This window comes from Caballeronia sp. LZ003, from assembly GCF_031451465.1.
GTDB lineage: Bacteria > Pseudomonadota > Gammaproteobacteria > Burkholderiales > Burkholderiaceae > Caballeronia.
This window is the reverse complement of the sequence record NZ_JARUXJ010000231.1, coordinates 12,166-38,657: the sequence shown is the minus strand read 5'-3', so window position 1 is coordinate 38,657 and position 26,492 is coordinate 12,166. Positions and strand designations below refer to the sequence as shown.

Annotated in this window: 18 protein-coding genes and 1 pseudogene; 5 read left to right on the top strand and 14 right to left on the bottom strand. The window is 57.5% G+C overall.

Going from position 1 to position 26,492, the window contains the following annotated elements; all coding sequences use genetic code 11:
• Nucleotides 1-44 precede the first annotated feature (44 nt).
• The 3 genes and pseudogenes from QCE79_RS35070 to QCE79_RS35060 all read left to right on the top strand — a co-directional run.
• On the top strand, nucleotides 45-1,604 hold the full coding sequence (locus QCE79_RS35070) for a methyl-accepting chemotaxis protein (RefSeq protein WP_309852580.1): 1,560 nt from the start codon (nucleotides 45-47) through the stop codon (nucleotides 1,602-1,604).
• Nucleotides 1,605-1,877: 273 nt separating this feature from the next.
• The gene (locus tag QCE79_RS35065) at nucleotides 1,878-3,671 is read left to right on the top strand and encodes a sensor domain-containing phosphodiesterase (RefSeq protein WP_309852577.1); all 1,794 of its coding nucleotides are present in this window, start codon (nucleotides 1,878-1,880) and stop codon (nucleotides 3,669-3,671) included.
• A gap of 166 nt (nucleotides 3,672-3,837) precedes the next feature.
• Nucleotides 3,838-4,077, top strand: a pseudogene (locus QCE79_RS35060) (DDE-type integrase/transposase/recombinase); the annotation flags it as partial.
• A 514-nt stretch (nucleotides 4,078-4,591) separates the two neighbouring features.
• Here the strand turns inward: QCE79_RS35060 and QCE79_RS35055 are convergent.
• The 4 genes from QCE79_RS35055 to QCE79_RS35040 all read right to left on the bottom strand — a co-directional run bounded on the left by QCE79_RS35055 (nucleotide 4,592) and on the right by QCE79_RS35040 (nucleotide 13,025).
• Complete coding sequence (locus tag QCE79_RS35055) at nucleotides 4,592-5,551, bottom strand: chemotaxis protein (RefSeq protein WP_309852653.1); 960 nt, start codon at nucleotides 5,549-5,551, stop codon at nucleotides 4,592-4,594.
• Between the two features lie 1,378 nt (nucleotides 5,552-6,929).
• Nucleotides 6,930-9,404 (bottom strand): EAL domain-containing protein, encoded by a 2,475-nt coding sequence (locus QCE79_RS35050; protein WP_309852574.1) that lies wholly within the window; start codon nucleotides 9,402-9,404, stop codon nucleotides 6,930-6,932.
• Nucleotides 9,377-11,281, bottom strand: a complete 1,905-nt coding sequence (locus QCE79_RS35045) for an EAL domain-containing protein (protein WP_309852571.1) — start codon at nucleotides 11,279-11,281, stop codon at nucleotides 9,377-9,379. Before QCE79_RS35045 ends, QCE79_RS35050 begins: the two co-directional genes overlap by 28 nt.
• A 34-nt stretch (nucleotides 11,282-11,315) precedes the next feature.
• Nucleotides 11,316-13,025 (bottom strand): methyl-accepting chemotaxis protein, encoded by a 1,710-nt coding sequence (locus QCE79_RS35040; RefSeq protein ID WP_309852568.1) that lies wholly within the window; start codon nucleotides 13,023-13,025, stop codon nucleotides 11,316-11,318.
• 212 nt (nucleotides 13,026-13,237) lie between these two features.
• On the opposite strand from QCE79_RS35040, the gene QCE79_RS35035 reads away from it, so the two are divergent.
• Nucleotides 13,238-14,434 (top strand): GAF domain-containing protein, encoded by a 1,197-nt coding sequence (locus QCE79_RS35035; protein ID WP_309852565.1) that lies wholly within the window; start codon nucleotides 13,238-13,240, stop codon nucleotides 14,432-14,434.
• An 822-nt stretch (nucleotides 14,435-15,256) separates the two neighbouring features.
• On the opposite strand, the gene QCE79_RS35030 is transcribed toward QCE79_RS35035, so the two are convergent.
• From QCE79_RS35030 to QCE79_RS35020, 3 genes are all read right to left on the bottom strand, one after another.
• Nucleotides 15,257-17,125: an ATP-binding protein gene (locus QCE79_RS35030; protein ID WP_309852562.1), complete on the bottom strand. Its 1,869-nt coding sequence runs from the start codon at nucleotides 17,123-17,125 to the stop codon at nucleotides 15,257-15,259.
• A 264-nt stretch (nucleotides 17,126-17,389) separates the two neighbouring features.
• Nucleotides 17,390-17,848: a response regulator gene (locus QCE79_RS35025; RefSeq protein WP_309852559.1), complete on the bottom strand. Its 459-nt coding sequence runs from the start codon at nucleotides 17,846-17,848 to the stop codon at nucleotides 17,390-17,392.
• 532 nt (nucleotides 17,849-18,380) lie between these two features.
• Nucleotides 18,381-19,088: an SDR family oxidoreductase gene (locus tag QCE79_RS35020; protein ID WP_309852556.1), complete on the bottom strand. Its 708-nt coding sequence runs from the start codon at nucleotides 19,086-19,088 to the stop codon at nucleotides 18,381-18,383.
• 107 nt (nucleotides 19,089-19,195) lie between these two features.
• Here QCE79_RS35020 and QCE79_RS35015 point away from each other — a divergent pair, with 107 nt between their 5' ends.
• Entirely contained in the window at nucleotides 19,196-20,092 is an 897-nt protein-coding gene (locus QCE79_RS35015; RefSeq protein ID WP_309852552.1) for a LysR family transcriptional regulator, read from the top strand.
• 394 nt (nucleotides 20,093-20,486) lie between these two features.
• Here the strand turns inward: QCE79_RS35015 and QCE79_RS35010 are convergent, their stop codons facing one another.
• The 7 genes from QCE79_RS35010 to QCE79_RS34980 all read right to left on the bottom strand — a co-directional run bounded on the left by QCE79_RS35010 (nucleotide 20,487) and on the right by QCE79_RS34980 (nucleotide 26,349).
• Nucleotides 20,487-21,203, bottom strand: coding sequence for a trehalase-like domain-containing protein (locus QCE79_RS35010; RefSeq protein ID WP_309852550.1), 717 nt, complete (start codon nucleotides 21,201-21,203; stop codon nucleotides 20,487-20,489).
• A gap of 85 nt (nucleotides 21,204-21,288) precedes the next feature.
• Nucleotides 21,289-22,212, bottom strand: a complete 924-nt coding sequence (locus QCE79_RS35005; protein WP_309852547.1) for a serine hydrolase — start codon at nucleotides 22,210-22,212, stop codon at nucleotides 21,289-21,291.
• Between the two features lie 60 nt (nucleotides 22,213-22,272).
• Nucleotides 22,273-23,592: a chloride channel protein gene (locus QCE79_RS35000; RefSeq protein WP_309852541.1), complete on the bottom strand. Its 1,320-nt coding sequence runs from the start codon at nucleotides 23,590-23,592 to the stop codon at nucleotides 22,273-22,275.
• A gap of 81 nt (nucleotides 23,593-23,673) precedes the next feature.
• Complete coding sequence (locus QCE79_RS34995; RefSeq protein WP_309852650.1) at nucleotides 23,674-24,093, bottom strand: MarR family winged helix-turn-helix transcriptional regulator; 420 nt, start codon at nucleotides 24,091-24,093, stop codon at nucleotides 23,674-23,676.
• Between the two features lie 193 nt (nucleotides 24,094-24,286).
• The gene (locus QCE79_RS34990) at nucleotides 24,287-25,456 is read right to left on the bottom strand and encodes an FAD-dependent monooxygenase (RefSeq protein ID WP_309852539.1); all 1,170 of its coding nucleotides are present in this window, start codon (nucleotides 25,454-25,456) and stop codon (nucleotides 24,287-24,289) included.
• Nucleotides 25,414-25,755, bottom strand: coding sequence for an FAD-dependent monooxygenase (locus QCE79_RS34985; protein ID WP_309852536.1), 342 nt, complete (start codon nucleotides 25,753-25,755; stop codon nucleotides 25,414-25,416). Before QCE79_RS34985 ends, QCE79_RS34990 begins: the two co-directional genes overlap by 43 nt.
• Nucleotides 25,756-25,809: 54 nt before the next feature.
• The gene (locus QCE79_RS34980) at nucleotides 25,810-26,349 is read right to left on the bottom strand and encodes a TetR family transcriptional regulator (RefSeq protein WP_309852533.1); all 540 of its coding nucleotides are present in this window, start codon (nucleotides 26,347-26,349) and stop codon (nucleotides 25,810-25,812) included.
• Nucleotides 26,350-26,492: the final 143 nt, after the last annotated feature.

Sequence of the window (26,492 nt, the reverse complement as noted above, 5' to 3'; positions counted from 1 at the left end):
TGGCAAATAACCACCTAGATTAAGTACTTCCCCTGAGAGAAAAGATGCTCCACAATCTAAGCGTCAAAAGTAAGCTGGCATACGCGTTCTCGGTTCTGACTGTCATGGTGGTCTGTATTTCGATCAACTCCATTTACGCGCTCAATCAGTCACGACAAGCATTCGAGTCTTATTTGGAAGGTGTTAATGCGCGCGCAAACGTTGCCGCACAACTACGCGCGGCGGTCGACCGACGCGCCATCGCCGCGCGCAATATTGTGTTAGTCACCACCGCGTCTGATCTTGCACTGGAGAAGACGGATGTCGTCGCGGCCCATTCCGACGTTCAGGCACATCTGACGGAACTCAAGCGGCTGGTTGCGAGACCCGATGCATTGGATCAGGCCCGCGCACTCGTTGGCCGTATTGATAAGATTGAGCAGGCTTATGCCCCTGTCGCTACTGCGATCTTGGAGCTTGAGAATGCAGGTCGTCGGGACGCGGCGATTGCGAAAATGAACGCAGAGTGCCGCCCCTTGCTTGCCAAGCTGACCCATGCCACAGACGAGTATGCGGCGCTCACGCGACAAAAAGAAGCTGAGATCGCAGCCGATTATGATCAGCAGTACGTCCTGACCCGCAATATCCAGCTCGGCGTTTGTCTCGCCGCCATTCTGCTGGCGATCGGTGCAGCAGCGGCCATCACCCGCTCGATTGTCGAGCCTCTCAAGCGCGCGGTTCAGACGGCCAACGCGGTCGCGCAAGGCGACTTACGAACGACCTTGCATGTTTCAGGTCGCGACGAGACGGCGTCGCTGTTGCGGGCGCTCCAACAGATGAATGATCGATTGACCGCAACAATCGGCCAAGTACGAGAAAGCAGCACCGCTGTCGAATGCGCTGCAAGGGAGATTGCCACCGGCAACACTGACCTCAGCCAACGCACCGAGGAGCAGGCTGCATCGCTGGAAGAAACCGCTGCCAGCATGGAACAACTTAATTCGGCCGTTAAAAGCAACTCCGAAAGCGCCTCACATGCGGCATCGCTCGCGGGCAACGCTTTCGACATCGCTCGACGAGGAAACGCAGTGGTTGGCCGCGTGGTTGAAACGATGAACGGCATCAGCGACAGCTCGACCGAGATCGCCAACATCACCGCAATCATTGAGGGCATCGCATTCCAGACGAATATCCTGGCGTTGAATGCGGCAGTAGAAGCGGCGCGTGCCGGCGAACAAGGGCGCGGCTTTGCGGTCGTCGCCAGCGAGGTTCGAACACTCGCTCAACGCTCGTCAAGCGCCGCCAAGGACATCAAGATCTTGATCGAGAACTCGGTCCAAAAAGTTCAGGACGGAGCGCTCCTTGCAAGCGATGCGGGGCGGACGATGGCTGAAGTGACCGCTGCTGTGACCAAAGTGACTGACATCATGCAGGAAATTGCTGCGGCGTCAGGCGAACAAAGTCGCGGCATCGAACAAGTGAATCAGGCCATCGTGCAAATGGATCAGGTCACCCAGCAAAACGCCGCTCTGGTTGAGGAGGCGGCGGCCGCCGCTCAGGCGCTTCATGATCAAGGGATACACCTTACCGCCGCGGTTGCTTTCTTTTCCATCAGCGACGCCTAAACGGTTTCGGCGCGCCGACTTGCACTTAGACCTCTTCGGTTGGCTTTTGCCACTCGTCCGAAGAAGACAGGCTGACGCACGGTTTAACCCTCAAGTTCCATCCCGGCCTGCCGTCATCTTTTAGGGATGTTCAATTTTCGGCCATGACAACACGTCCGGGCCATCTAACCAAACTAAGGAGCATCCGAGGGAGCACCGGCGCTATCACCGATCGAAAGTAAGGCAATTCCGATGTCGGGCGAGAGGGCGATACTCCGTTGGCATGAATAAGCAATGATCGCACCGCCCTACCCTCTCGATGAAGATGCTCGACTAAGAACACTACATTCCGCGTGTGTGCTAGATACACCGCCCGATTCGTTTTTTGACGACATAACTCGCCTTGCCTCCGACATTTTCGACGTGCCGATCTCGCTGGTGACTTTAGTGGACGCGGACCGCCAGTGGTTCAAATCGCGTGTCGGCATGCCAGTGGCCGAGACATCAAGGGAGACATCATTTTGTGCCCATGCGATCTTGTCCCGGGAACCGATGGTGGTGCTCGACACCCATCATGACGATCGTTTTCATGACAATCCGCTAGTAGCCGGCGCGCCGTTCATTCGGTTCTACGCGGGTGCGCCGCTCACAACAAACAACGGCCACGCTGTTGGAACGTTGTGCATCATTGGTACACGGCCCCGGGCGTCTTTCAGTGTTCGGGAGAGGTCCCACCTTTCAGCGTTGGCCAACTTAATCGCGCAGCGCATAGACGCATTGCGCTCGACGGCTTGCCGAGACAAGGTGACCGGACTTCCAAATCTGACACGATTCTTAGATGATCTAGCACTTTTCGATGAGCAGTGCGAAGCCGATGTAGAGACAACTACGCGGGCAGTGCTCATTGATGTATGCACGCTGGACTATATCAACCGCATGGTCATTGCTATCGGGCTGGAGTCCATTAATGCCGTGGCGGTCGATACCACAAAAAGGCTCACGGCCGCGCTCGGCCCAGGCATGACGCTCTATCGAATCGGCTATGCGCGATATGGTCTCGTTACGAAGGCGTCCTGCAAAGAGATTGAAAAACTTCTTGACCGCGTCACCCGCGCGTTCGAACGACCTTTGACCGTTGCTGCGGATCTGCCCATCGATGTCACGCCTTCGATTGGGGTCGTTCGACTTGTTGAAGCCGCTAACCCCTCCGACTTGATCGCTGCGTTGATTTTCGCTGTAGAGCGTGCGCGTGATGAGCAAAAGCAAGCGGTGTACTACGACTCGGAAATGGGCCGTCATCGCAACCGTGCGTTTCTCCTTATTAACTCGTTTAAGGATGCGCTTTCGAAAAATCAACTGCGCCTCGTCTATCAGCCCCGCATGCGGTTGAGCGATGGAGTCTGCCTGGGCGCAGAAGCATTGGTTCGTTGGCGGCATCCCCAACTTGGCGACATTTCTCCGGGCGAATTTATTCCACTTGTCGAGAACACAGCGCTCGTCAACACACTGACTGATTGGGTGCTCGCAACTGCCGTAAGACAGCTTGCGATGTGGCAATCGAGCCATCCGACAATTCGATTATCGCTCAATGCTGTGGGATCGGACCTGACGCGTGACGGATTCGTTCCGTTGGTCGAATCCACGCTTAAAAGCTTTCGGGTGAACCCTCATCTATTGGAGATCGAAGTAACGGAAGGCTCGCTCATGCGACATTCCGATCGCAGCGCCTTGGCGGTAAGTCAGCTTCGAGAGCTCGGCGTGACGCTTGCGATCGACGATTTCGGGTCCGGATTCAGCAACCTTGCGCAACTCAGCCATCTCGACGTGGCTACCGTGAAGATAGACCAGGCGCTTGTCAGAGCGGTCTCCGATAGCCCACGTGACGCGACCATTGTTCGCACGGTGATCCGTCTCGTTCATGAGTTAGGCTTCACGGCTGTCGCCGAAGGGGTAGAAACCGCCGAAATACTTGGAAAGGTCCGAGAGTGGGGATGCGACGAAGTTCAAGGGTACTTTACTGGTCGGCCAATGGAGGCGGACATGTTTTCGGTGTGGCTTGAGATCGAACAAACTGCCTTTTACCTATAACATCTTTTGACATCTGACTCAAACTAAACTTATCCAGCGTGTCGGCGCGACCTTCAGGTTGTCGCGTACGTGGTGGCCGAGAAACGGCTTGTCGCAATAAGCGTCACGTCGGCTATCATGTGACCCCAGCACTACGAACGATTGGACGCTTGATGACGGCTCGGAATCCGGCCTTGGTACGAGACCGATCAAGATTCGCCAGAAGAAGTATCTGAACAATGTTATCGAGCAAGATCATCGGGCAGTCAAGCGACGCACGCGGCCTATGCTTGCCTTCAAGAAGTTCCGTTGTGCCTGGATACTGCTGAGCGGCATCGAGCTCATGCACATGATCGCCAAAGGCCAAATGCAAGCACGGGGCGTCGGATGCTCTCATGCCCAGCAGTTTTACTCACTGGCAACATAAGCAATCCTACTGATACTGTAGTCAATTCGCGATCTCGCTCTGTCCGCGACAAAGCCGTCCACGGTCGTGCACAGGGCGTTGCAAAGGTAACGAGGATGCTTAAGCGAGTGCTCAGATGCATTGCATAGTTTAAGGCTGCATACTTCGCCGGAGAGCGCTGATTCGCCACCTCCGCACAGGTCAATCAGTTTGGATCATCGAGGTGAATAGTTGAATTGCGACGGTTCGCTGCAACCAGTCAGCCGAGCAACGAATGCAGTTCGTACCGCATTAGATCGTGAGCCGACGGCGCAAGCGTTTCGTACGCTGCTTTGAGGTCAACGAATTCTTTGCCCTCTTCAGCATTCGCGAACGCATGCAGCTGCCCGATCGAAACGACGGGCAAGAGAATCACTTAATCAACTTGATCAACGACCGACAACATGAATTTTCGGCCGTCGGCCACCTTGCCATTTGCCGCTTGCATCTTTAGCGATCGGGAGTGTTGGCGTCGAAGCGATGTCGAGCGAGTGGTTCACGCGGCTGTCCGTAACATTGCCTGGCGCATTACGTCAGCAAGTTCGGCCGCAACAAACTTCGATACATAAGCGTTTGCACCTACCTTTCGCACGTGCTGTTCATTCGCGGATCCCGACAATGAAGAGTGAATGACCACGGGGATCATCTGCAACGCAGCGGCCGCTTTAATTTTGCGGGTAAGCGTGAAGCCGTCCATTTCCGGCATTTCAAGGTCGGTAAGCACTAATGCAATGTCATCCGTGACCTTCCTACCCTCCTTCGCCGCTTTTGCGCCTGCCTTCTCCAGCAGTTCCCACGCTTCCTGGCCCGTCTTGGCTATAATGAACGGTACCCCCATTGACTTCAGGCTCTCTTCGATAAGGGCGCGTGCAACGCCGGAGTCGTCTGCGGCAAGTACTCGTGCGCCCGGCGGCAGCGTCAAGCGTCCAGTGTTCTGCTCATTGATCTCCGGTTCGCTCGCAGGCAGCGCGTCGCGAAGAATTTGCTCGACATCAAGGACCTGCGCAAGCCGACCGCCCGCGTGGGCATCCAGGCGCGCGATGCTCGTCACTGCTTTACCGCTGGAGTGACCCTCTGCCGAAAGCACTCGATTCCACTCGAGGCGCACGATATCGTCAACCTCTTCGACGGCGAAGCCCTGCGTCGTGCGAGCGAACTCCGTCACCAAGAGAATACGGCTTCCCTCGCGTGGGGTACATCCCGTGACGCGTGCGAGGTCGATGACCGGGATGATTTCGCCGCGTACGTCCGCCACGCCGAGAATTTTGTTGGACGAGCCCGCCAGTTCCGTGAGCGTCGGCATTGTCACGATCTCCCGAACCTTAAAAACGTTGATGCCATAGAGCTCGCGAGCGCCGGTACCAGGCGTTGCGCCGAGTCGAAAAAGCAACAATTCGAACATGTTGCTGCCCGCTAAACGGACTCTTTGTTCAATATCATGCTGATCATTGTTCATCTGTTTCCACCATCGACGGTTACCATACATGGCTAACGGCTTCGTCACGATGTTTCTGAAGAAAGCAGTAGTCGCGTTGTCGGTTTGGACAGGTTGAGAGGTAATGTTTACGGTCTGGTGCTCGTCTACAACCGCTACTGTGATCTCCTGGTCTTGCGCCGCGCGCGCGGACCTGGAATAGCTGCGCAAGGCGACGCATGATGCAGCGAGCATGGATTTACACCGAGCATCACGCAACGGGCCGATGACGTGCAATCTGTCCTGCATCGGTCGCGGCAGGAGTCGGCGTTGCATTCGTTTCTTCGGAGCTCAACATCTGCTCCGTAATGCCGCCGTCCAGCCGCCTCAAAACCGGTTACGTCTCAGTTTGCCCGTTCGTGCGGACTGCGCTGTAAGTCATTTAATCTTTTCTCGATTGTCAACGCTTGTTCCTTGGGGGCAACCTTGATGCCCCGTGGCCGGCCGCTTCTCGCCGCTTGCCGACGTTCGTACCCAAACATCGATCGAGCGCTTCTCTGTGCACGCCCTTTCGTAACCTTTCTGAGCCGCCGCTTCGCGCCGAAGGGATTGTTCGCACAGCTCTCCTGCGCGAGCAGCTTGACTAGTCTGCAGTAGCTGTTGACGTCCAATTCTGCTACTCATGTTCGTTGATAACGCTAATGGGAAAAAAGAAGTCCGGAGGGTACGCACGGTCGTCTGGTGGCTTCGAACCTTATGTGCGGTTGCGCGGCTCGCCGGGAACCGTAGATTGAGCTCCTGCACTGACTGCTGCCTGTGCAACACCTGCCATGGCGGCTGTGAACGGGCGCCGATTGGCTAAAGATCAACTGATTGCTGAGCGGCGCAGTTAATAGCGCGGTTGAACTTCGTCCAGTGGATTCGTCAATCGACTGTCGCAAGCATCATCTACCATGCTCAACCCTCGCTCGAAAGCCGAGCGATATACCCGATCGATACCCGGTTCGGTAACGAGGGAGAGCGTGGGCAAGTGATACCCGTCAGCGCTAATTATCCGAAGAAGAACAGGGCAGCGGTTGCCGTCAGCAGCTGGCTGTTCAGTGATGAGTAGTCGATGAAGCCGGTAGCGGATTTCCATTATCGTTCTCGGTTGCAGAAGTAATGCGGCATGGCATCAAACTAGCACGCCGCACGACCGGCCGTCGCGAACAATCCGCTCTACGCATCAAGCTAGAGGCGGAGTGGACAGACCGTCGCGCCGTGTCGACCGGATGATACGTGCAGCGCAGACTTCCGGATGCCACTCCCCGCGAAGTAGTGGAATCTCACGACGCGTCGTCCGCGTGGTACCGCCCTCACAAAGTGTTTCTCCATTTTTCGCGACTATTTACATATAGCTTGCAGGGGCTGCTGCATAGGTCTACCAATTCAAAACAGACCTTAGGTCGCTATGATGCAGCACTATGCTCTTTTCAGCGATCTTTCTGCCCGTCGATGGATTCGGCGGTGCCTGATTATTCCAGGCAATCAAAAACGCGGCGAACGCCTCCGCCCGCATTGGCCGACTGATGTAATAGCCTTGAATACTCGTACAACCTTCTGAGACCGCAAAGGCATACTGTTCAGCGGTTTCGACACCTTCCACAGTCACCAGCAAACCAAGACACGTGCTCATCGTAATGATGGCTCGAGCGATCGCGACGCTCTCCGCATCGGACGGAATGCCGCGTACGAACGATCGGTCGATCTTCAATCGATCGAAAGGAAATCTGCGCAAATAGCTGAGGGACGAGTAACCGGTTCCGAAGTCATCCATTGAAACGCGAACACCCATGCTGCGCAGGCGGTTGAGCGTTTCGAGCGTCGCGCCCGTATCGGCAAGCAGCACGCCTTCCGTCACCTCCACTTCGAGTCGCTGCGGAAGAAGATGTGCATCCTCGATAGCCGATGCCACGATCGACGCAATCGACTTGTCGTGAAATTGCGCAGGCGACAGATTGACCGCCAAGCCAATCTCAGGCGGCCAGGTTGCAGCCTCGGCACACGCAGTCTTTAGCACAAAAGTCCCGAGCGGCACGATCAGCCCCGTCTCCTCCGCAAGACTAATAAAGGTGGCGGGGGCGATAAGTCCAAGCGATGGATGCCGCCAGCGCACCAAGGCTTCGGCTGACGTAATACGGCCTGATGCCGCATCGACGAGCGGTTGATAATGAACTTCGAGTTGACCACTCGACAATGCTATGCGAAGACCCGCTTCAAGGCTCTGCCGTTCTTGAAGCCGCTCATGCAGGATCTTCTCAAAACGCCGAACCGTCCCCTTGCCTTCGCTCTTCGCGAGATACATTGCGAGATCGGCATTGCGCAGCAGCGACGAGGGGTCGCCGCCGTCTTCGGGGAACAACGCAAGCCCGACGCTTGCACCGATATGAATTGTTCTACCATCGATATCAAACGGCCGCGCACCAAGTTGCTCGACGACCTTGCTCGCGATATCAAACGCGGATACATCGCTGACGTCGCCGGTAAGCATCACGACGAATTCATCGCCCCCGAGCCGCGCGACGATACCTCTGTCTTTGACGAGCGTCGAAAGTCGAATGGAGACGTCTTGCAGCACGGCGTCGCCTACCGCATGACCGAGGGTATCGTTCACTATCTTGAAGCTATCTAGGTCGATGAGCAGTATTGCGAGGCCCTGGTCGGTGCGTCGTTCGGTGCACGTATGCCGCTCCAGCAACTCGGTGAACTTTGTGCGGTTGTGCAAGCCCGTCAGCGGATCGGCAAACGCGAGTCGGCGCATCTTTTCTTCGGTGCGCAGCCTTTCGCGCTGATCGCGCACTGCGATGACCGTCTGTACACTGTGCCCAAGTGGAACCGTGGAGCGCAGCACGCGCACTGGAACGATGATCCCGTCTACGCCAATGAGATTCGCTTCGCGCTCTTCATTCTCTAAAAGCGTGGTGAGTTCGAGCGCCGGCAGAAGCCGGCTGACTTCGCTTCCCGTCAGATCGTCCTGCTTCAAACCTGACAGGCGCTCTATGCTCCGGTTTGCCGCGATGATTATGTTGTTCTGCGTAATCAACAGCCCTTCAAGCGCAACATCCGCGAGATCACGCAACCTCTTCCTGTCTTGACGGATTCTGGCTGTAGCTGCAAGATCGAAGCGCCAGCCCAGAAAAGCAAGCGCGATCAACGCCAAAGAAATCCCTGCAACGATTGGTGTGATCGTCTGCGGCGCAACGGCATCCGACGGAAACTCGATGCTGGGGTCTTGTTGCAAGGTCATCGCCGCCATGCCGCAAAAGTGCAATATGGCGATGCCCAAAAGCATCAACGGCGCGGCACATGTTTGCCATGTCCTATTGCGGCTTGCGATCGCCATCATCGAGAACCCGAAGATCGGCAGGCTCACAATGATCGATGGAATGACCAGAGTAAGATCCCATCTGATCGTTCCTTGCACCAGATACGCGCTTTGTCCTACATAATGCAACGCCGCGACGCCCACGCCGATAATCACTCCCGCTGCGAATTGCCTTGGACCGCGACGGCTGCTGAGAGACACGACTACGCCCCCGCCGATACCTACGACCGCGCATGTCAGCGAGATCGCCGTGAGAACAGGTTCGAACGCCACCCGCATATTAGGCTGATAGGCAAGCAAGACGATAAAGTGCGTCGCCCACGCTGTGCAGCCGCTCGACAGCACGCTCGTCGAACCCCACCGGATGCGCACCGCGCCGCTCGATCGCGCGGCGTGACGTGCAATCGCGATCGACGCATAAATGCCGACGGCGCACACGAGGGCGGCGAGAAGCATCGTGTGGCGATCGTGCGCATCGACGATGCAGTCGAGGATTTGTGCGACTAGGGAGTGTCGCAAATGGTTATGCATCCATTATCCTTATTACTGGTATCGTGAGGCAGAAGGCGCTGTCGCAATCGTGCTTCCATCGCGTCGGCCGTCAGGGGTTTGTCAAACAGGAACCCCTGTCCGATCACACAACCACTCTCCGTTAGAAAGTCGCGCTGTTCGACGGTCTCGACCCCTTCTGCAACGATCTGAAACCCAAGTGCGTCCGCCAGTGTGATCACCGCCTTGATGATCGCCTCGCCGCGCGGCGCCACACCGATTGCCTGAACGAACTTCTGATCGATCTTGATTCGGTCGATGTCGAAGCGCTGCAACGAAGCGAGACTCGAATACCCCGTCCCGAAGTCGTCGATCGCGATCGATACCCCGACTTCGTTTAGCCTTTCGAGCGTCTGCTCGACTGTATCGATATCGCGTATCAACGCGCCTTCAGTCAGTTCGAGTTCCAGCCATTGTGGCGGGAACTCGTGCAAGGTCAGTGAGCGCTGAACTCGTTCTAGAAAGCGCGGCTCTTCGAGCTGAACAGGAGAGACATTCACGCCGATGCGCATGGGCGGCAATCCCGCATCGAGCCATCTTCGTCCCTGTTCAAGCGCTTCGGCCAGCACCCATTCGCCGATCGCATGAATCTGCCCGTCGGACTCAGCGATAGGGATGAACGTCGTCGGGGAAATGCTGCCGAGCAACGGATCGTTCCACCGTATCAAAGCCTCCGCGCCGATGATATGCCCCGAACCCATATCGACTTGCGGTTGATACAGCAACTCGAACGCGTTGATCGATCGGGCCGTTTGCAGGCGTGCGGTGAGATTGAGGCGTCGGGCAGCGGCAAGATGCAACTGCTCGTTAAATTGTACGATGCGATTGCGCCCGCCCGCCTTTGCGGCGTACATGGCGACATCAGCGCGACTCAGCAGCGCCTGAGGATCATTGCCGTGATCCGGGAACGTGCTGATGCCGATGCTCGCACGCACTTGTATCACCTGCCCCGCGAGGGTGACCGGCTGATTGATCACCTCGATGACCTTGCCCGCCAGACCCCTGACGGCTTCCACAGGCGAGCGGATGGACACGATAACGAACTCGTCGCCGCCATACCGGGCGATGTCTTCGGTGGCATCGTCCGTTGCGTCCCGCAGTCTCGACGCAACAATCGTCAAAAGCTGATCGCCGACGCGATGCCCGAGCGAGTCGTTGACGATTTTGAAATCGTCGAGATCGATAAAGAGCACGTTGAGCAATTGACGCTTGCCGCGTTGGGAATCGAGCAGAAGACCCAGTTGGGAACTCAACGTGCCCCGGTTCAGCAAACCGGTCAGGGGATCATGCTCGCTCAGGCTTCTCAATGCTTTCGATCGCTCCGCGAGCTTCAATGCGGTGCGATAACTCGCCAACCCGAGCGCCAAGGGATACACCACGAGCATGGGCAAACAGGCCAACAACGTCGGTGCATCGGGAATCCACTCTGGCTCCATCCGCCCGCCAAAAGCGGCTGCCCCGATCAACGTCCCCAAGGCGCACGACAGGAACCCCTTGGCCAACTGGCGCCAACCGCCTGCTGCTACATTGTTCATCATGAACATGAGCAGGACAAGGGTGCTGGGAAGCCACGTGAAACTCATTGCTGCAACAGACGTTCCGCTCACGAAATCGTCCACATACATGTTGATTCTTTCCGCATTTGCCGGCGTGCGCGACCGGCGCGCCAACAGGTATGCGATGTGTGGCCAGACGACGCAATACACCGCAATATAGGCCTTCACCGCATACGACGAATGCTCGCGCCAAAGGATCATCTGGACGAAAACCAGCCCAAGGGTGAGTCCTACAGTCCGCAACACATAAGCGCGTCTTGCAAAGCCGCGCCCACGTGCATAATCCGATCTACGAGCATTCATGTGCGACGTCCGTCAGGAGACGAATTTCTGTCGATTAAAAGGTCTGCCATTCGCCCGACGCAGGTCCCGTCACACGAGCCGGTGTTGCGGTAGCGCGAGGCGCGGCGTTCGCGCGTTCCGCACGTTGCGTTCGTTTTGGCTCCAGCTTTCGATTTGTCTCGACTCGAATGCCCACGTCCCTTTGCGGACTGCCACTCAGACGGAACACGGAAACCAGATCGCGAAGCGCACCGGATTGTTGCGCCATCGACTGCGCCGCGGCGCTCGCCTGTTCGACCAGCGCGGCATTCTGTTGCGTCACTTCATCCATCTGCGATACAGCGACATTGACCTGCTCGATGCCCGTATGCTGTTCGGATGACGCGGCCGAAATCTCGCCCATCAGATCGGCGACGCGCTTCACCGACTGCACGACTTCGCTCATCGTCCGTCCCGCTTCTTCGACAAGTTCCGCTCCCACGCTGACCTTGGCGACCGATTCGCCAATCAGGTCCTTAATCTCCTTCGCGGCCGCAGCGCTTCGCTGCGCGAGCGTGCGCACTTCGCCGGCGACGACGGCAAAGCCGCGCCCTTCCTCACCCGCTCTCGCCGCTTCCACGGCAGCATTCAGCGCAAGAATATTGGTCTGAAACGCGATTCCCTCAATCACCGCGATGATCTCCGCCACCCTCGCGGAGCTCGTGCTGATGTCCTTCATCGTATCGACGACACGGCTCACGACCGCACCGCCGCGCACCGCTACCTCGGACGCGTTCGCTGCAAGTGTGTTGCCTTGCTGCGCGTTTTCCGTGTTCTGCTTCACGGTCGATGTCAGTTGCTCCATACTCGCAGCCGTTTGCTGAAGCGATGCCGCTTGCTCTTCCGTGCGCTGACTCAAATCGGTGTTGCCCGACGCGATCTCGGCGGAAGCCGTCGCAATGTTCTCGCTACCATTCCGGACACGGCCGACGATATCGACGAGCCGTTCGTTCATGTTGCGCAGTGCCTGAAGCAGTTGACCCGTTTCGTCCTTGCTGTCATCGACGATATGCGACGTCAAATCACCTTGAGCGACCGTCTCGGCGACTTCGAGCGAACGGCGGATTGGCACCAAGATCGAACGCGTGATCGAGAATCCGATCGCGATGCTGAGCGCAATGGCAAACGAGGCAAGGACTGAAGTGACGATCAGCGTGCGGTGATAGTCGGCTGCAGCCGTTTCGGCCGATTCGCGCGCCCCCTTGGTATTGAGCGCGATATCACGATCGATCAATGTCGATACCGCCACAAACAAAGGTGCCGATTCATTCGCGGCAGCTTCACGCGCGGCAGTGAAGTGGTCATCGCCGGCATCGTTCAACGCATTGATCTTGTTGTCCGCGACGAGGTATGCAGCCCAAGCCGTGTTGAAGTCGTCGAAGAGTTGCTTCTCTTCTGCGTTGGAGATCAAGGGCTGATAAGCCGTCATCGCGCGATCGAGCGTCGCCAGACCTTCACGACGCTTCTGCACTTGCGCTGCCTTTTCCTGTGCATTGGTCGCCAGCAGCGCGCCCATCGAGCCGCGTCTTACCGCATTCGTTCCGGAGCGGATATCCCCAAGCGTGAGCACGCTCGGCAGCCAGTCGTTTGCGAGTTCCGCCGTTCCCTTGTAGACCTGCGAGACCTGAAAAAGGGCCAGTCCACTAATCAAGCAAAGCGCCATCAGCGTCAATCCGAAGCCGATGCCCAGCTTCGCCCCAATTCTTATATTTCGTAAAGCTCTCATGTCGTGGTCCGTTTCGTCGTTGTCGTTGTCGCGTTGAAGACTCGGCCCATGCCGGACGATCCTAATACGCGCCATGACTCCCCTTACGGCAGCACTCCGGCGAACTTAAGTTTTTTCCAAATTTTTAACGTTTGCCGGTAAAGTCACCGCTGAAAGCATACGGTCGATCACTCACGTCGGCTTAAACTACCGCCTAAAATACGCATGCGAACATGCAAACGGTCGACGCGCATGGCACCGAGCGATGTTTCATTTTTGCCAGATTTTCCCTTCCAGCATACGGTTGCATGTTTGCAGAGCTTTCGTTATCTTCGGCCGCAAGAGCTTTGAGTAACGTCATAGACATGGAAAGCGACCCGATCCTGACTACGCGCGAGGCAGCCGAAATACTCGGCGTATCGATTCGCACGGTTCAAACCTGGGTGGAAGAAGGTGCGATCGACTCGTGGAAAACGCCGGGCGGGCACCGCCGCGTCCGGCGAAGCGCCGTATTCGCGCTTCGCGAGCGGCGGCTGGTCGCGCCGGTTCAAACCGCCTATACCGTCCTGATCATTGCCAGCGAAGGCGCAGGCAGGCGATGCAGCGAAAGCTTGGCCAGCGTGCCCGCCGTTCAGGTCAGCGTAGCCAATGACGCGCTGCTGGGTTTGATCGAGGCGGGGCATCAAATGCCGGCATCGGTCGTGATGGAGATCGATCGGCTCGATTGGGAGCGGATCGCCTTGCTCAAGCGGCTCCTTGCATCGCCAAGACTTGCGCATTCGAACATCGTCGTACTGTCCGATTTAAATGCGGAAGAGTTGCGCTTCGATCTCGGCGATACGCGCATGCGTCTCGTGAGCAAGCGCGCTGCACCGGAACAATTGCGCGCTGCAATCGCGCCGTATCTGGAAGCCGTCGCCGATATTGCGGCCGCACAGGAGTTGGCGCGCTTGCAGGCGGTTGCCCGCACAAATCTGGTCAACAGTCCGCAGCAGGAAGAATTCGACGAGATCGTTGCGTTGGCGGCAAACGTCGCGAAGGTGCCGATTGCATTGATTACGTTGCTCACCGCCAGGGAACAATGGTTCAAGGCCCGCTACGGCTTGGCGACTCAGGAGACACCCAGAGACTACGCGTTTTGTGCTTACACCATCGCGCAACCGGACGGATTGATTGTCGAGGATGCGGCCGAAGATGTACGGTTCCGCGCCAATCCACTTGTCACCGGCGATATGGGCATAAGGTTTTACGCCGGAGCGTCGATCATCGACTATGAGGGGTACGCGCTTGGCGCGCTGTGCGTAATTGATCGCGCGCCACGGGCATTTAAAGCACCGCAAATGGCGATGCTGCGCACACTTGCTGCGCTTGTATCGGACAAGATCAATCTGCAGACACGCAATCGGCAGCTTAGAAAAGCGAAGGGCTGAGCTGTGCGGCGTAGGGCTACGCATCGAGTTCTCGGTCGTCGCGCTCGAAAGTTGCCCCTGCCGCTGCGGGTAAGTAAATCGATTCGTCAGCTTCGACAAAATGGTAATCAGCGATTTTCCGTTAGTTATCCGCACGAAGCGCGTCGTTCAGCGTCTCACCGCGTGAGCCAGCCGGGTTGTCCGAGCATGGGTGAAACGGTCGTCACTACATCCGTGCTGCCACTCGACAGCGGCGAGACTTCGCCGATCATCGCCGAAGCGGTTCAGGCGTTCGTAGGCATCTGTTCACATAGCGGCGGACACTCGCTGTCAAGATAGCTTTGGACGCGGTAAATCAATTGCCCTCTGCTCGCCGCGATTAACTGCAGTCGTCGTCGAGGGTATCAGTGAAAACCTTTAGTTGAGTCTATCCGACAAATGTCCAGCTTGGAAACCTGGCTTGCTAACTTGCCTTGGGCCTAATGCCGGCTGCCCAGTCCATCATGAGGGACAATCACCGCCCTCCACCACCGCACTCATTTCTCGCGACGTCACCCGGCTACAGTTCCCTCGTTTCCCAAAGGGGTGAAAGCGACCCACTTCAGCCATACAAAACTCTCCAAACCGGTCACTCATTTTGACCGGGGACGCTGCAGACTTGAGTGCCGCTTAGCGGCCGTTGCAGATCTTGAAGAGTCACCCCAAACAGCCACTCGATGACGTGCCGCTTTGCAGCATTCATTGGCCTATCAAGATGGCTGCTACCCTACCCGTCGGATGGAGAACATTGAGCGAATGCAGCGTGAATCGAAATTCGAAGCAAACCGATGCTCATTCCTGCTGTCAGTCTGTTGGAGCTGTCAGCGCCTCCAGAAGCAGAACAATATCAACCGGTTTGACAAGGTGGCGATCAATCCCAGCCTCGTGTGACTTTCGCTTGTCTTCCTCCTGGCCCCAGCCAGTGATGGCTATTAATGTTGAGCCAGCTAAAGCGTCGATCGCACGGATGCGTCGTGCAAGTTCGTAACCATCTATATCGGGCATGCCGACGTCCAAAAGAACGGTATCAGCTTGTATCCTCTTCAGCATGTCTAGCGCAGCGAGTCCACCGTGCGCAGTGCGTGTCTCGGCACCCAACATCTCTAAAAGCATGGCAAGGCTGTCTGCCGCGTCAACATTGTCGTCAACGATGAGAATCCTCCTACCCGCAAGGGACTTCTGCCGAAATGGCTCATCTTCGGGCTTTTGATTCCGCATGGCGGTGGCGGTGGTTAAGAGCGGTAGACGGATTGTGAATTCACTGCCTTGATTCAGACCATCGCTGCGTGCACAGACAGAACCACCATGCAACCGAACAAGGCTTTGAACAAGTGTCAATCCGATGCCCAAACCCCCTTGCGCATGTTGACGGGAATTTTCCGCCTGACTAAACATGTCGAAGACTATTGGCAGCATCGCTTCGGATATCCCGATACCATCATCACGCACGGACACAACAGCATCCGTGTCATCGCGCATGGCCGTAACCTGGATATGGCCGCCCACATTAGAGTATTTTGACGCGTTGTTCAGCAGATTCGCGAAGATCTGCGTGAGCCGTACCGGATCGCCGATCACATTCAGCGGCTCCGCTGAAAAGCTTAATGTAAGCTGGTGCTGACCTTTATCAATGACAGGCCGACTCGTCTCCACAGCGTTTGTCAGAATCTTAGACAGATTTAGTGCCTGCTTTCGCAGCTCGATCTTGCCACTTTTAATACGCGAGACTTCTAGCAAATCGTCTACAAGGCGGACGATGTGAGACATCTGGCGCTTGAACATGCGATGAACACGGATGCGCGTATCGCCGTTGGTCGCATGATCTAAAACATGGAGGCCGTTTCGAATCGGCGCCAATGGGTTTCGAAGTTCGTGAGCGAGCACTGCAAGAAACTCATCCTTACGGTGATCCGCGTCTTTCAGCGCTTCCTCGGCAACCTTCAAATCACTAATGTCCTGGACTATCGAACATGTGCCGATCAGGTCATCGGCCTCATCGCGTAGAGGCGCTGCGCTCACTCGCATCCAAATACGCCGTCCCGGGACACCGGTGTAAAGCATTTCTTGGCCGGGGAGCACCGTTTCCCCACGTAGCGCTCGTGCGCCGGGCCAGTCGTGCGGAGGGATTGGTACTCCATGAGCGTCCCATGCTTGCCAAAATGCAGCCCGTTCTGGAAGCGTCGATGGAACAGCCGTCGGTATGTATCGCCTCATCAATTCGTTGCTGAGCGTCCACTGGCCGCTCTGGTCGGTGAGACCGACACCCGCCGGCAATTGATCAATAATGGTCTGTAGCCGATGCTCATCCATGCGTCGCGCCGTTCGCACGGCGCTTTGCTCACATGCGACGCGCTTCTTGGCGATAGCTATCTCCGTGGTTTCGTTGAAGATGCAGAAGACACCGGGAGTGCGTCCCTTGCTGTCGTAAATAGGGCTGCACGAGACCGCGAAATGGGGTTCGCCCTCTGAACAAACGCTCACGGCCGGAAGCTGAATATCGTCGGAGCGGACGGGGGCACGCTGTTTCAGCGCTTGCGCCACGGTTTGTCGCAACGCATCCCACCTGCCGGGCCAAACATCTGCGGGCGGTCGACCGATGGTCCCTGCCGCTTTCATATCAAACAGATCGCATAGCTCCTGATTTGGGATAACAGCCAGTTCCGAGCCCCACAAGACGCACGCGGGAAACGAACACCACACACAGCTAGTGAACGACGCTTGCAAGCAGACGTCCCATCGTTCGACGGGACCCACGGGACTTCGGTTCCATTCGATGCTATGCAAATACCGCGCGACGCGGCTGTCGTTTCCAAACAGTACGGACAGGTCCATGGATGTAAAGGTAGGCAGAAACAATCGCGCAGGCTAGCACGGACAGACAGGGCCTGGTATTGAAGCCCTTTTGCGGCACGACAGCTATATAAGGTGGACAGGCCATTACCTCAAACCTAGGCAGTTTGCGCTTTCGATGAAGCTGTGTAAAAGCGCCATAAGCGATTGCAGCATCAGGCCTTTCTGACAGTAGCCATCGAAGTCACCTTCGGACGCCCGTTGCTTTACGAAGGCGTCATCGTGCGCTGTCAGAGCAACAATCACCATCGACGAAGTCTTAGCGTTCTGCCGGAACGCTCGAGCGACCGAGAAGCCGTCTATTACTGGCATTGAGATGTCCAGCAGCAGGGCGTCCGGTTTCCAGATGCATGCTGCGGCGATCGCGGCCGCACCGCCGTAGACGGCCAGCACTTTGAATGGGCCACCGTCAAGATATGCGGCAAGCGCTTCAGCCGCATTGGTGTTGTCATCGACTATCAAGATCCGTGGATGCCTGCGTTTGACGCAAATCGCCCGATCGGTCCAACGATAGGGGTAAGACGCCTGAGGTTTTATCGCTGACATGTATATGATCGTAGTGCTATGTGACATCCATTATGGCGGAAGTCGTCCATCCCCCTTGCTCCAGTACCGGGCGCCCAAAAAGGAAACCGCAGCGCTCGGCAATTTGCCTGCCTCAAAACGGCCAGCGAGCGGGGGGAAACGAGAGCGTGGCTGATCAAGCTAGATGTCGGCCTAGACCGGCGACTCCTGGTCGGGGTCGAGATAGTGTTACGCCGAAAAGCGTTCGTTGAGCAAGGCGCCTATCGGATCCCGACCATGGCAACTGGAAGACGTTTTGGAATGGCCGTTCATGGCCGGGAGCCGGCGCAAGGCCGCCGGGAAGAACGGCGGGCGCAGGTCAGCTGCATCCCAATACGGGATTATGCCCATAGCTGCATTTTGAAGCCTCTTTGTGACGGCCGGCACCGACACACCTCCTTTTCGAGACTCGAGCCGGAGCAGGTCGAGTGCCCTCGCTGCTCACCGCATCCCTCCATAACGGCACACGGTCCTCCCGGCGCAAAGGGGCGCTCCTTGGGCGCCCCTTGGTTGGTCAACGTCCGGCGATAAGACCGCCGTCAACGTGAAGGATCTCGCCGGTTGTAAAGGCGGCGTCCTCGAGATATAGCACCGCTCGAACGATATCCTCGACTTCGCCGAGCTTGTTCATGGGATGGAAGGCGGCCAGCTTGCCAACCATGCTCGGATCGTGCATCGGTGTGCGGATAACGCCCGGAGCCACGGCGTTCACGCGGATGCCGCGCGTGGCGTACTCGATCGCCATGCTCTTGGTCGCGGCGTTCATCCCGCCCTTCGTGAGCATGGCGATGAAGGCGGGCGAGCGCGAGCTCGCGAATTCCGCCGTCGAAGCCGTAATCTGGACGACATGGCCGCTGCCCTGCTTGAGCATCATTGGAATTACTTGCTGCGTGGTAAAGAAAAAGCCGTCGAGGTTGGTCTTCACCTTGAGCCGGTAATCCTCTTCGGTATATTCAGTGAACGGCTTGCCGATGAAGATGCCGGCGTTGTTCACCAATGTATCAATGCGGCCGAAGCTGTCGAGAGCTGCCGCGACCAGATGCTTACCCGTGTCGGGGTCGCCGATGTCGCCGGCGATGGTCACGAGGTCAGGATCGGCTGAAGGCTGGATCGAGCGCGATGTAGCGACAACGCCGTAGCCCCGGGCGCGAAAGCCGTTGACGATGCCTTCGCCAATGCCCTGCGAAGCGCCGGTGACAATGGCTACTTTTTTCTGGCTCATGCTGTTTCTCCTGGCTGTTGAGTGAACCTGGATGCAGTTGGCATCCCGTGGTATGGACAGCAGGTTATCGCTGGACTTTCGGAAAGAGGAGCCGCTATCCTCGCGCAATGACTGATAAAAAACGCACAGAACTCGACTGGCAGGACATGCGGATATTCCTGGCGCTGGGGCGCTATCGAAGCCTGTCCGCCGCTGCCCGCGCCCTGCGGGTCAATCACGCGACGATTGCCCGCCGTATCCAGTCACTCGAGAAAAGCGTCGGTCAGAAGCTCGTCGAGCGCCGGCCTGAGGGCTACGCACTGACGCCTGCTGGAACACACGCGTTACAAGTTGCAGCGGAAATGGAAACCGCGGCGCTGACGATAGGGCATGCGCAGCCGAGCGATGGCGACGCTATCCTTCGAGGCCTGGTGCGCATAAATGCACCGCCCGCACTATGTCAGGGCTTCATCCTTGCACGCCTCACACAGATTACCGAGTCCTATCCCGGTATCGACATTGATCTTGCGACAAACCTTCGTTCCGTCAGTCTCGATCGTCACAAAGCCGACATTGCGGTGCGTGTAGGTCACCTCGTCGACGCGGACCTGATCGCAAAGCCACTCGGTCGCATGGCGTTCGGCTTCTATGGCGCACCAGCGCAGTGCGAACGAGCCGAACGCGGGGAGGTGCCGGTTTTCGTGAGCTTCAACGAGGAAAGCGCCGACATGCCGGGCACGAACTGGCTGACACAGCACTTCCAGCACTCGCGCGTTTCACTTCGCGCCGAGAATCACATCTTGCAGGCAATCGCCGCGCGAGACGGTGCGGGCCTAGGCTTGTTGCCTCATTATCTAGGCCGAAGCTTGCCTGGGCTGATCCCGTGCTCGCTGGGGCCGTTGCCCCCGCCGCGAGATATGTGGCTATTGATACGCAGACAGGACCGAAACGTCCTGACAATACGCGCGGTCATGCAGCACCTTATCGATTCATTCAAGCAAAGCGAAACACTTTTCGACGCTTAAGTTCTAGGCGCGTCCGACCCGCAACTCGCCGCACACCGACGAGGAAGAAGCGATACTGCCGGAGGAATATGGCGTTGGGCAACGCGTAGTCGACTGCCGATGAACGACCCTCACCGGCCGCTCGCAGAGCGATAGGTCGGACGTCGCCTCTTCAAGACAACAGCCAGTCGCAGATATCGGCTCAGATCGCCCGAAACGCGGGGCTCTCGCACTCAATGCAACCGCGCATCACGCATTGCATCCACCGGCTTACGAATACCCTTGCGTCGACGACGCCGGCCCAGTCCGCCGCAGAAAGCGCTCGCGCGCCTTAGCAGGCGCGCAGCGATACACGGCATAGTAAAGTTAGCCAGACAACGCTCGATGAACAAGCCCAACCGTCCGGCTACAAGTCTCACGTAGCCGCGCGTTCGGGCACCCTGGCCAACAACGGCCCCAGACCCTCCGCCACGGTCAGATGAGAAATCACGGCGTCACATAGCTTCTGGTACGGAAGCTCGGCGATCATCGCAGTCTGAATCGCCGCAAGCACTTCGCCTGCTTCCGAGCCGTTCATCGTGAAGCCGAGGATGCGGTCGTCGTCAGCGCCCACGAGTTTTTTCTTGAAGCCCTGCGTTTCGTCCGTCGCTTCGGTGCGCAGGACGTTGCTCATCGGTAGCGTCGCAATGCGCACGCCGATTCCCGCGCGCCGTGCGTCGGTTTCGTTGAGGCCGACGCGCGCCAGAGGCGGATCAGTGAACAGCGTGTACGGAATCAGCCGGTCGCTCGTGCTGCGATGTCCGCCTGCCATGTTGTCGCGCACGATCCGGAAATCGTCGACAGAGACATGCGTGAACTGCGGGCTTCCCGCCGCTTCGCCGATCGCGCGTCTTCTGTTTCGAAGTCGGTCTCCATGACGAGCGTATTGCTGATAGCGGCGGCGCTGACGGCTGACCGGTCCGACTGGCGTCATCGACCAATGGCCGTTCTCCGCCGTGCCGAGCAGCGCGGCAAAGCAAGCGTCGTCATCGAAGCGCAGCCAGCACAACCAGTCAATGGAGCCGTCGCGACTCACCAGCGCGGCGGTTTCGCCATCACCCAACATGGCATAGTCTTCAATCGGCTTGCTCATTGCGACGTTATCCGGGGGAGACCGTTCGAACTCTGTATTTTCTGGCGAGCAAATGCAAGCCATCGCGCGCGCATCAAGCTTCCAGTCAATTGAATCGATTTCGCTGAGCGCCCCTTAGCAGCCAGCTTCGCAAAGCCGCCGCGTCATTGAAATGCGCACGCGAATCTGGCGCGCCGAGCAGTACGAGCAGCGTCGGATGACCCGACACCATGGTAACGATGATGAGGCAATGCCCCGCCTCGTTTGTGAAACCGGTCTTCTGCAAGCGGACGTTCCACGACGCATCGTAGACGAGCGGATCAGTGTTGTGATACATGAGCGGGCCATCGCCGCCGAGCACGAATTTTTCGTGCGACGTCGCATATTCACGGATCGTTGGGTACGCGTATGCAGCGCGCGCCAGCCGCGTAAGGTCCCGAGCGGTCGACACGTTATTAGGTGACAGCCCGGTCGGATCGACGAAACGAGTGTGACGCATCTGCAAGTTGCTTGCGGTGAGATTCATCGCATGCACGAAGCCCTTTCGGCCGCCAGAATAGTCCCGGCTAAGCGCAAAGGCTGCGCGATTCTCAGACGACATCAACGCAATGTGCAACATGGTTCGGCGCAACAGCAACGAACCAACCGGCAGACGCGAGCTCGACCTCTTCAGGCGGTCGACGTCAGCATCGGTAATGCGCGCGGGTTTGATCAAAGAGCGGTCGGAATCGATCACTACCATGGCGGTCATCAGCTTCGTGAGTGAGGCGATGGGCATGCGCCGATCCGCATTTTTCGCATATAGGGTCCGTCCCGTTGTGAGGTCGAGCGCGATGGCAGCGCAGGATCGTACCAAGGGCTGATGGCTGCGCTTCTTTCTGACATGCTGCTTGCCAACATGATGACCGGACAAGTGATGCTTGTTGATGTGGTGTCTTGCGATATGTTCCACGATGCGTTTCGCCTGCACAGCTGCTGAAAAAAAGCTTGCTAGCAGCAAAACGAAGAGAAAAAGATGGAATTTGGCCATGTAAGCTCCAGCGGGATAAAGCGCGTGCGCTGAACCTAAGGACGTATCGACGCGACCGTTTCATTGCGCTGCCTTAGTGCTGTCGTAACGACGCGCGAGCGCTTCGTACAGCGGCGGAGCAAAAAGTCTCGACACGCGGCTCGCGATCAACGCAGTCGACATCAGCGACAGGACGAGCGTGTGCCCGTTGATCATCTCGATCACGATGACGAATGCCGTGATCGGACTCTGCGTCACCGCGGCAAGATAACCGACCATGCCGAGCGCGATCAGCATCGGCAACTGCACGTGCGCGAACACTAGATGCAGCGCATTTCCCACGCCGGCCCCGATTGCCAGCGACGGCGCGAACAGGCCGCCCGGCGCACCCGGCAAGTACGACCAGATCATCGACGCCATCTTGAGCACCGGATAACTCACACCGAGCTGTGACGTGCCTTCGAGCATGCCGCGCGCTTCCACATAACCGCTGCCGAACGTATGACCGCCCGCGACCAGGCCAATAAGCGCAATCATCAGCCCACATGCGCCGCCGAACATGACTGGATGCGCCTTGCGCCATTCAACCAGCCTCCGTGGCATCCAGCGATGCGTGTTGAGCAGAAGCCAGCAGAAGACGCCGCCTGCGATACCCGTGATTACACCGAGCAAAACGACGACGAGCGCGAGCAGATCCGGGAAGTGTCCATCGATATTGATCGTGCCGAAATACGTGTAATTCCCTTGCAAGGCGAGCGAGACGACGCCGGCAAAGATGATCGCCGTGATGAGCACGCCGCTGGTTCGCGCCTCGAAGCTGCGTGTCAACTCTTCGATGGCGAACACGACGCCCGCGAGCGGCGCATTGAAGGCCGCGGACAATCCCGCCGCTGCACCTGCGAGCGCCAGATTGCGTTCGAACGCGGCACCGCCAAGGCGACGCAGCCGCCTCGGGTAAAAGCGCCGCAAGCTGAACATGAGCGCGGCTCCGACGTGAATGGTCGGTCCTTCGCGTCCAATCGTGAATCCACCAAGAATCGAGAAGAACGATACGACAACCTTGCCAACGAGCACTCGTAGACTTAAGAGACGCGACGCCGCTTCGCGTCCGTCGTGCAACGTCGCGATGACTTGCGGTATGCCGCTTCCCTCCGCGCCAGGGAAAAAGCGCCGCGTGAGCCATACAGCCAGCGCTGCGATGGCAGGCGTGATGAACAGCGGAAGCCAGAAGTACCGGCTTTCAAGACGCAGAAACAGGCCGTATCCGACATCGATCAAACGCGCATACAGCACCGCGACCAGGCCGGTCGCAATTGCGCCCAGCCAGAATACGCCGTAGTGCAGCCAGAGACGACGAGCGCGCAGGATCGTTCGTCGATCGAAGAGCCGGAGTAAATGCATCGGGGACGTCGGTCCAAAATAAGGCACATTGTGCCGTAAACGAGCGACTGGATTCTATGCATCGACATCCTGCATATCGTCTTACTCTCGATTCTGCAAAAAGATCCAGCCGAACGATCCGTACTGCGCCTTGTGCTCTGCGGCTAGTTTGAGCAAGCACCGCTCGCCTCTTGCGGTGAGGTGAACCTGCACTTGCCGGCCATCAGTTTCATCCGCGCGGCGTTTGACGAGACCCGCCGCTTCGCATCGCGACACCAACGCGGCGGTGCCATTCGGTGCAGCCTGCAGGCGCTCGGCGAGCTCGCCGACAGTGGCCCATTGACGGCCCTCGAAACCGCGAACGTGCAGGAGCAGTTGATATTGGAGCGTCGTAATGCCGGCGGCGTTGGAGATCTCTTCCGAAGCGCGCAGAAATTTGCGCAACTCATAGCGGAAGTTTGACATGGCTTCGAAATCCTGCTTGTCGAGAGGCGGGATTGTGGCCGAATGTCTGCTCGTCATGCTTTGTCCTTCAGGGTCGATACAGTAAGTCATGATTGGTCGACGAGGTAGCAACTGTCGGACCATTGCGCGGGAGCCGGAAGCACCGCAGAAATTATGCACGGTGCGCCGATGCCATTTCGATGCAAATGGTCGGAGGACACCCCAGGGCTCACGACACTTTTCAACACCACCCCAAAGCGGATTTAGCGAATCAACTGGGCGATGTCAAGCGATCGAGATACGCCGAAACGGCTTCGATATCACTTGCAGAACAGGCGAGGTACCCGTCAGGGCGCACGAGTGAGATTACGTCGTCTTGCAAAGCCGGCCTGACATTGCCGTCGATCAAGTCAGGATACATTTTCAGTAATTGCTCAACGCCGGGGTCACGTGCCCCGAACAATACGAACAAGGGTCGTGGGCCTGATCCGGCCGAAGGATAACCTTCGACCGGCGCCACTCGCGCGCCAGGCACCAGTCCGCCGTGATGCGGACCATTGAGCGGGCTATTGGGGTAATGGACGTCTACCTCCGACATCGTTTCGGCAACACCACGGGTGAAGTGCGTGAGTCCCAGCGCAAGGTGACCGGCGAGATTGCGGAGTCGCTGTGCTACCGGGTTGCAAATCGTCGCAACGGCGGTCAGCCGCTCAGCCGCTTTCAGTACTGCGTCACCAACCGCGCTCCGTTCAGGACTGTAGCTGTCCAGCAAGGCCTTGTCTGCATCACCGCGAATGACGAGAGCAAGTTTCCAGCCAAGGTTGATAGCATCCTGCATGCCGGTATTCATGCCCTGCCCGCCTGCGGGGCTGTGAATGTGCGCAGCGTCTCCGGCAAGAAACGTGTGATCCTGCCGATAGCTTGCAACCTTTCTGCCATTTATACGAAAGCCGGACAGCCAGACAGGATCGTTCAACTTGGTTCCAGCAGGCCCACGCTTATTGACGAGTTGTTGCACCTGATCGAGTGTCGGCGTCGGCGGTGTTGAGCCTGCGGTGGCCGGCAGATCACTGATGATTCTGTACCGCCCTGCCTGAATCGGGAAGATGAGTAAGACGCCCTCCTCATGCCAATAGATGGAAGCGTCCGTATCCGGCCGAGGGTATCCGCTCATATGCACGTCAGCAAGGAACCAATCACTCCGCAATGTTTCCCCGGCAAAGGGTATGGCCAAGACGTGGCGCACGGTGCTATGCGCACCGTCGCAACCGATCAGCCATTCGGCACGGACGTCCTCCTTTCGACCATCAGGGCGAACCAGGACCACGTCAGCGCCTGTGCTGTCCGGTACGATTCGCGTTGCTTCGACCTCACGCTCGACACTTATTCCCTGTCGGATTAACCGCTCCTCCAGCAGTCGCTCAGTCTCGGATTGTGGCAAGGCCAACGCATAATGTGCACGCTTGGAATGGAATCCATGGCGACCCGGCCAACCACTCGATCGTTCGCCATGAATGTAACGCCCTCGATCTTAAACCCCGCATCGACGAACGGTGTGGCGCCGCCCACTCCTCGCTCAAGAAGCTCCAGCGTTCTGCTCCAAAGCACCATGGCTTTGGACTTGTCGGTTCGATGCGCCGCCTTATCGACGATACGAACGGGTATGCCATATCGGGCAAGTTCGGAAGCAAGTGTCATCCCGACCGGACCAGCACCGACGATAAGCACGGGCGTCTTCATAACTTTGGAATCCTGAATAATAGGTTGAGAAAAAAGCCCAGGATGCACTGGTGTTCACAACAAAGTAGTAAGCAAGTCGCGTAGCATGCTTGCTACGTCTTCTCGACCATCAGTGCGCCCTGTAGCGAGTGTAACGACTGCCAGGCCAACCGATGCGGCATGTAATAACCGCGCCGCATGTGCCGCAGGTGGGCGGTTGCTTACGCGAGCAAGAAAAGCATCGATCTCAGTTGCGATACCATCCGCAAGTTCGCAGAACATGGTGCGGATTTTAGGAGCCTGGTCTCCCGCCTGAGCAAGCGCCATCAACACCCGTGTGTTGTCGTGCCGAGTTATCAAATCAGCAATGGCCATGGCCGCCTGGTCAATCGATTTGAGGGCATTGAACAATGCTTTCACCGCAAACAGTTGACGATCAACGGCGGTTCGAGCAATCGCCGTCAGGAGATCGACCCGTGTGGGGTAGTAGTAGGTGAGGTGGCTAGCCTTAAGCCCCGCTCGGGCAGCGACACGTGGCTGGGTTAGCCCGGTGAATCCCTGCTCGCGAACGATGGCCAGTCCGGCATCAATGATTTCACTCCGACGATCAGTCATGAAGCGATCTTAACTGGTATACCTACCAAATCCATATCAATTTGGCGTTTTCCCATTATTTGAGCAACGAGATGATCAACCCGCTTATCGCGATGGCATCCTCACCTGTCGTCTTATGCCTTCCTAAATATGTCCCGGGGCCT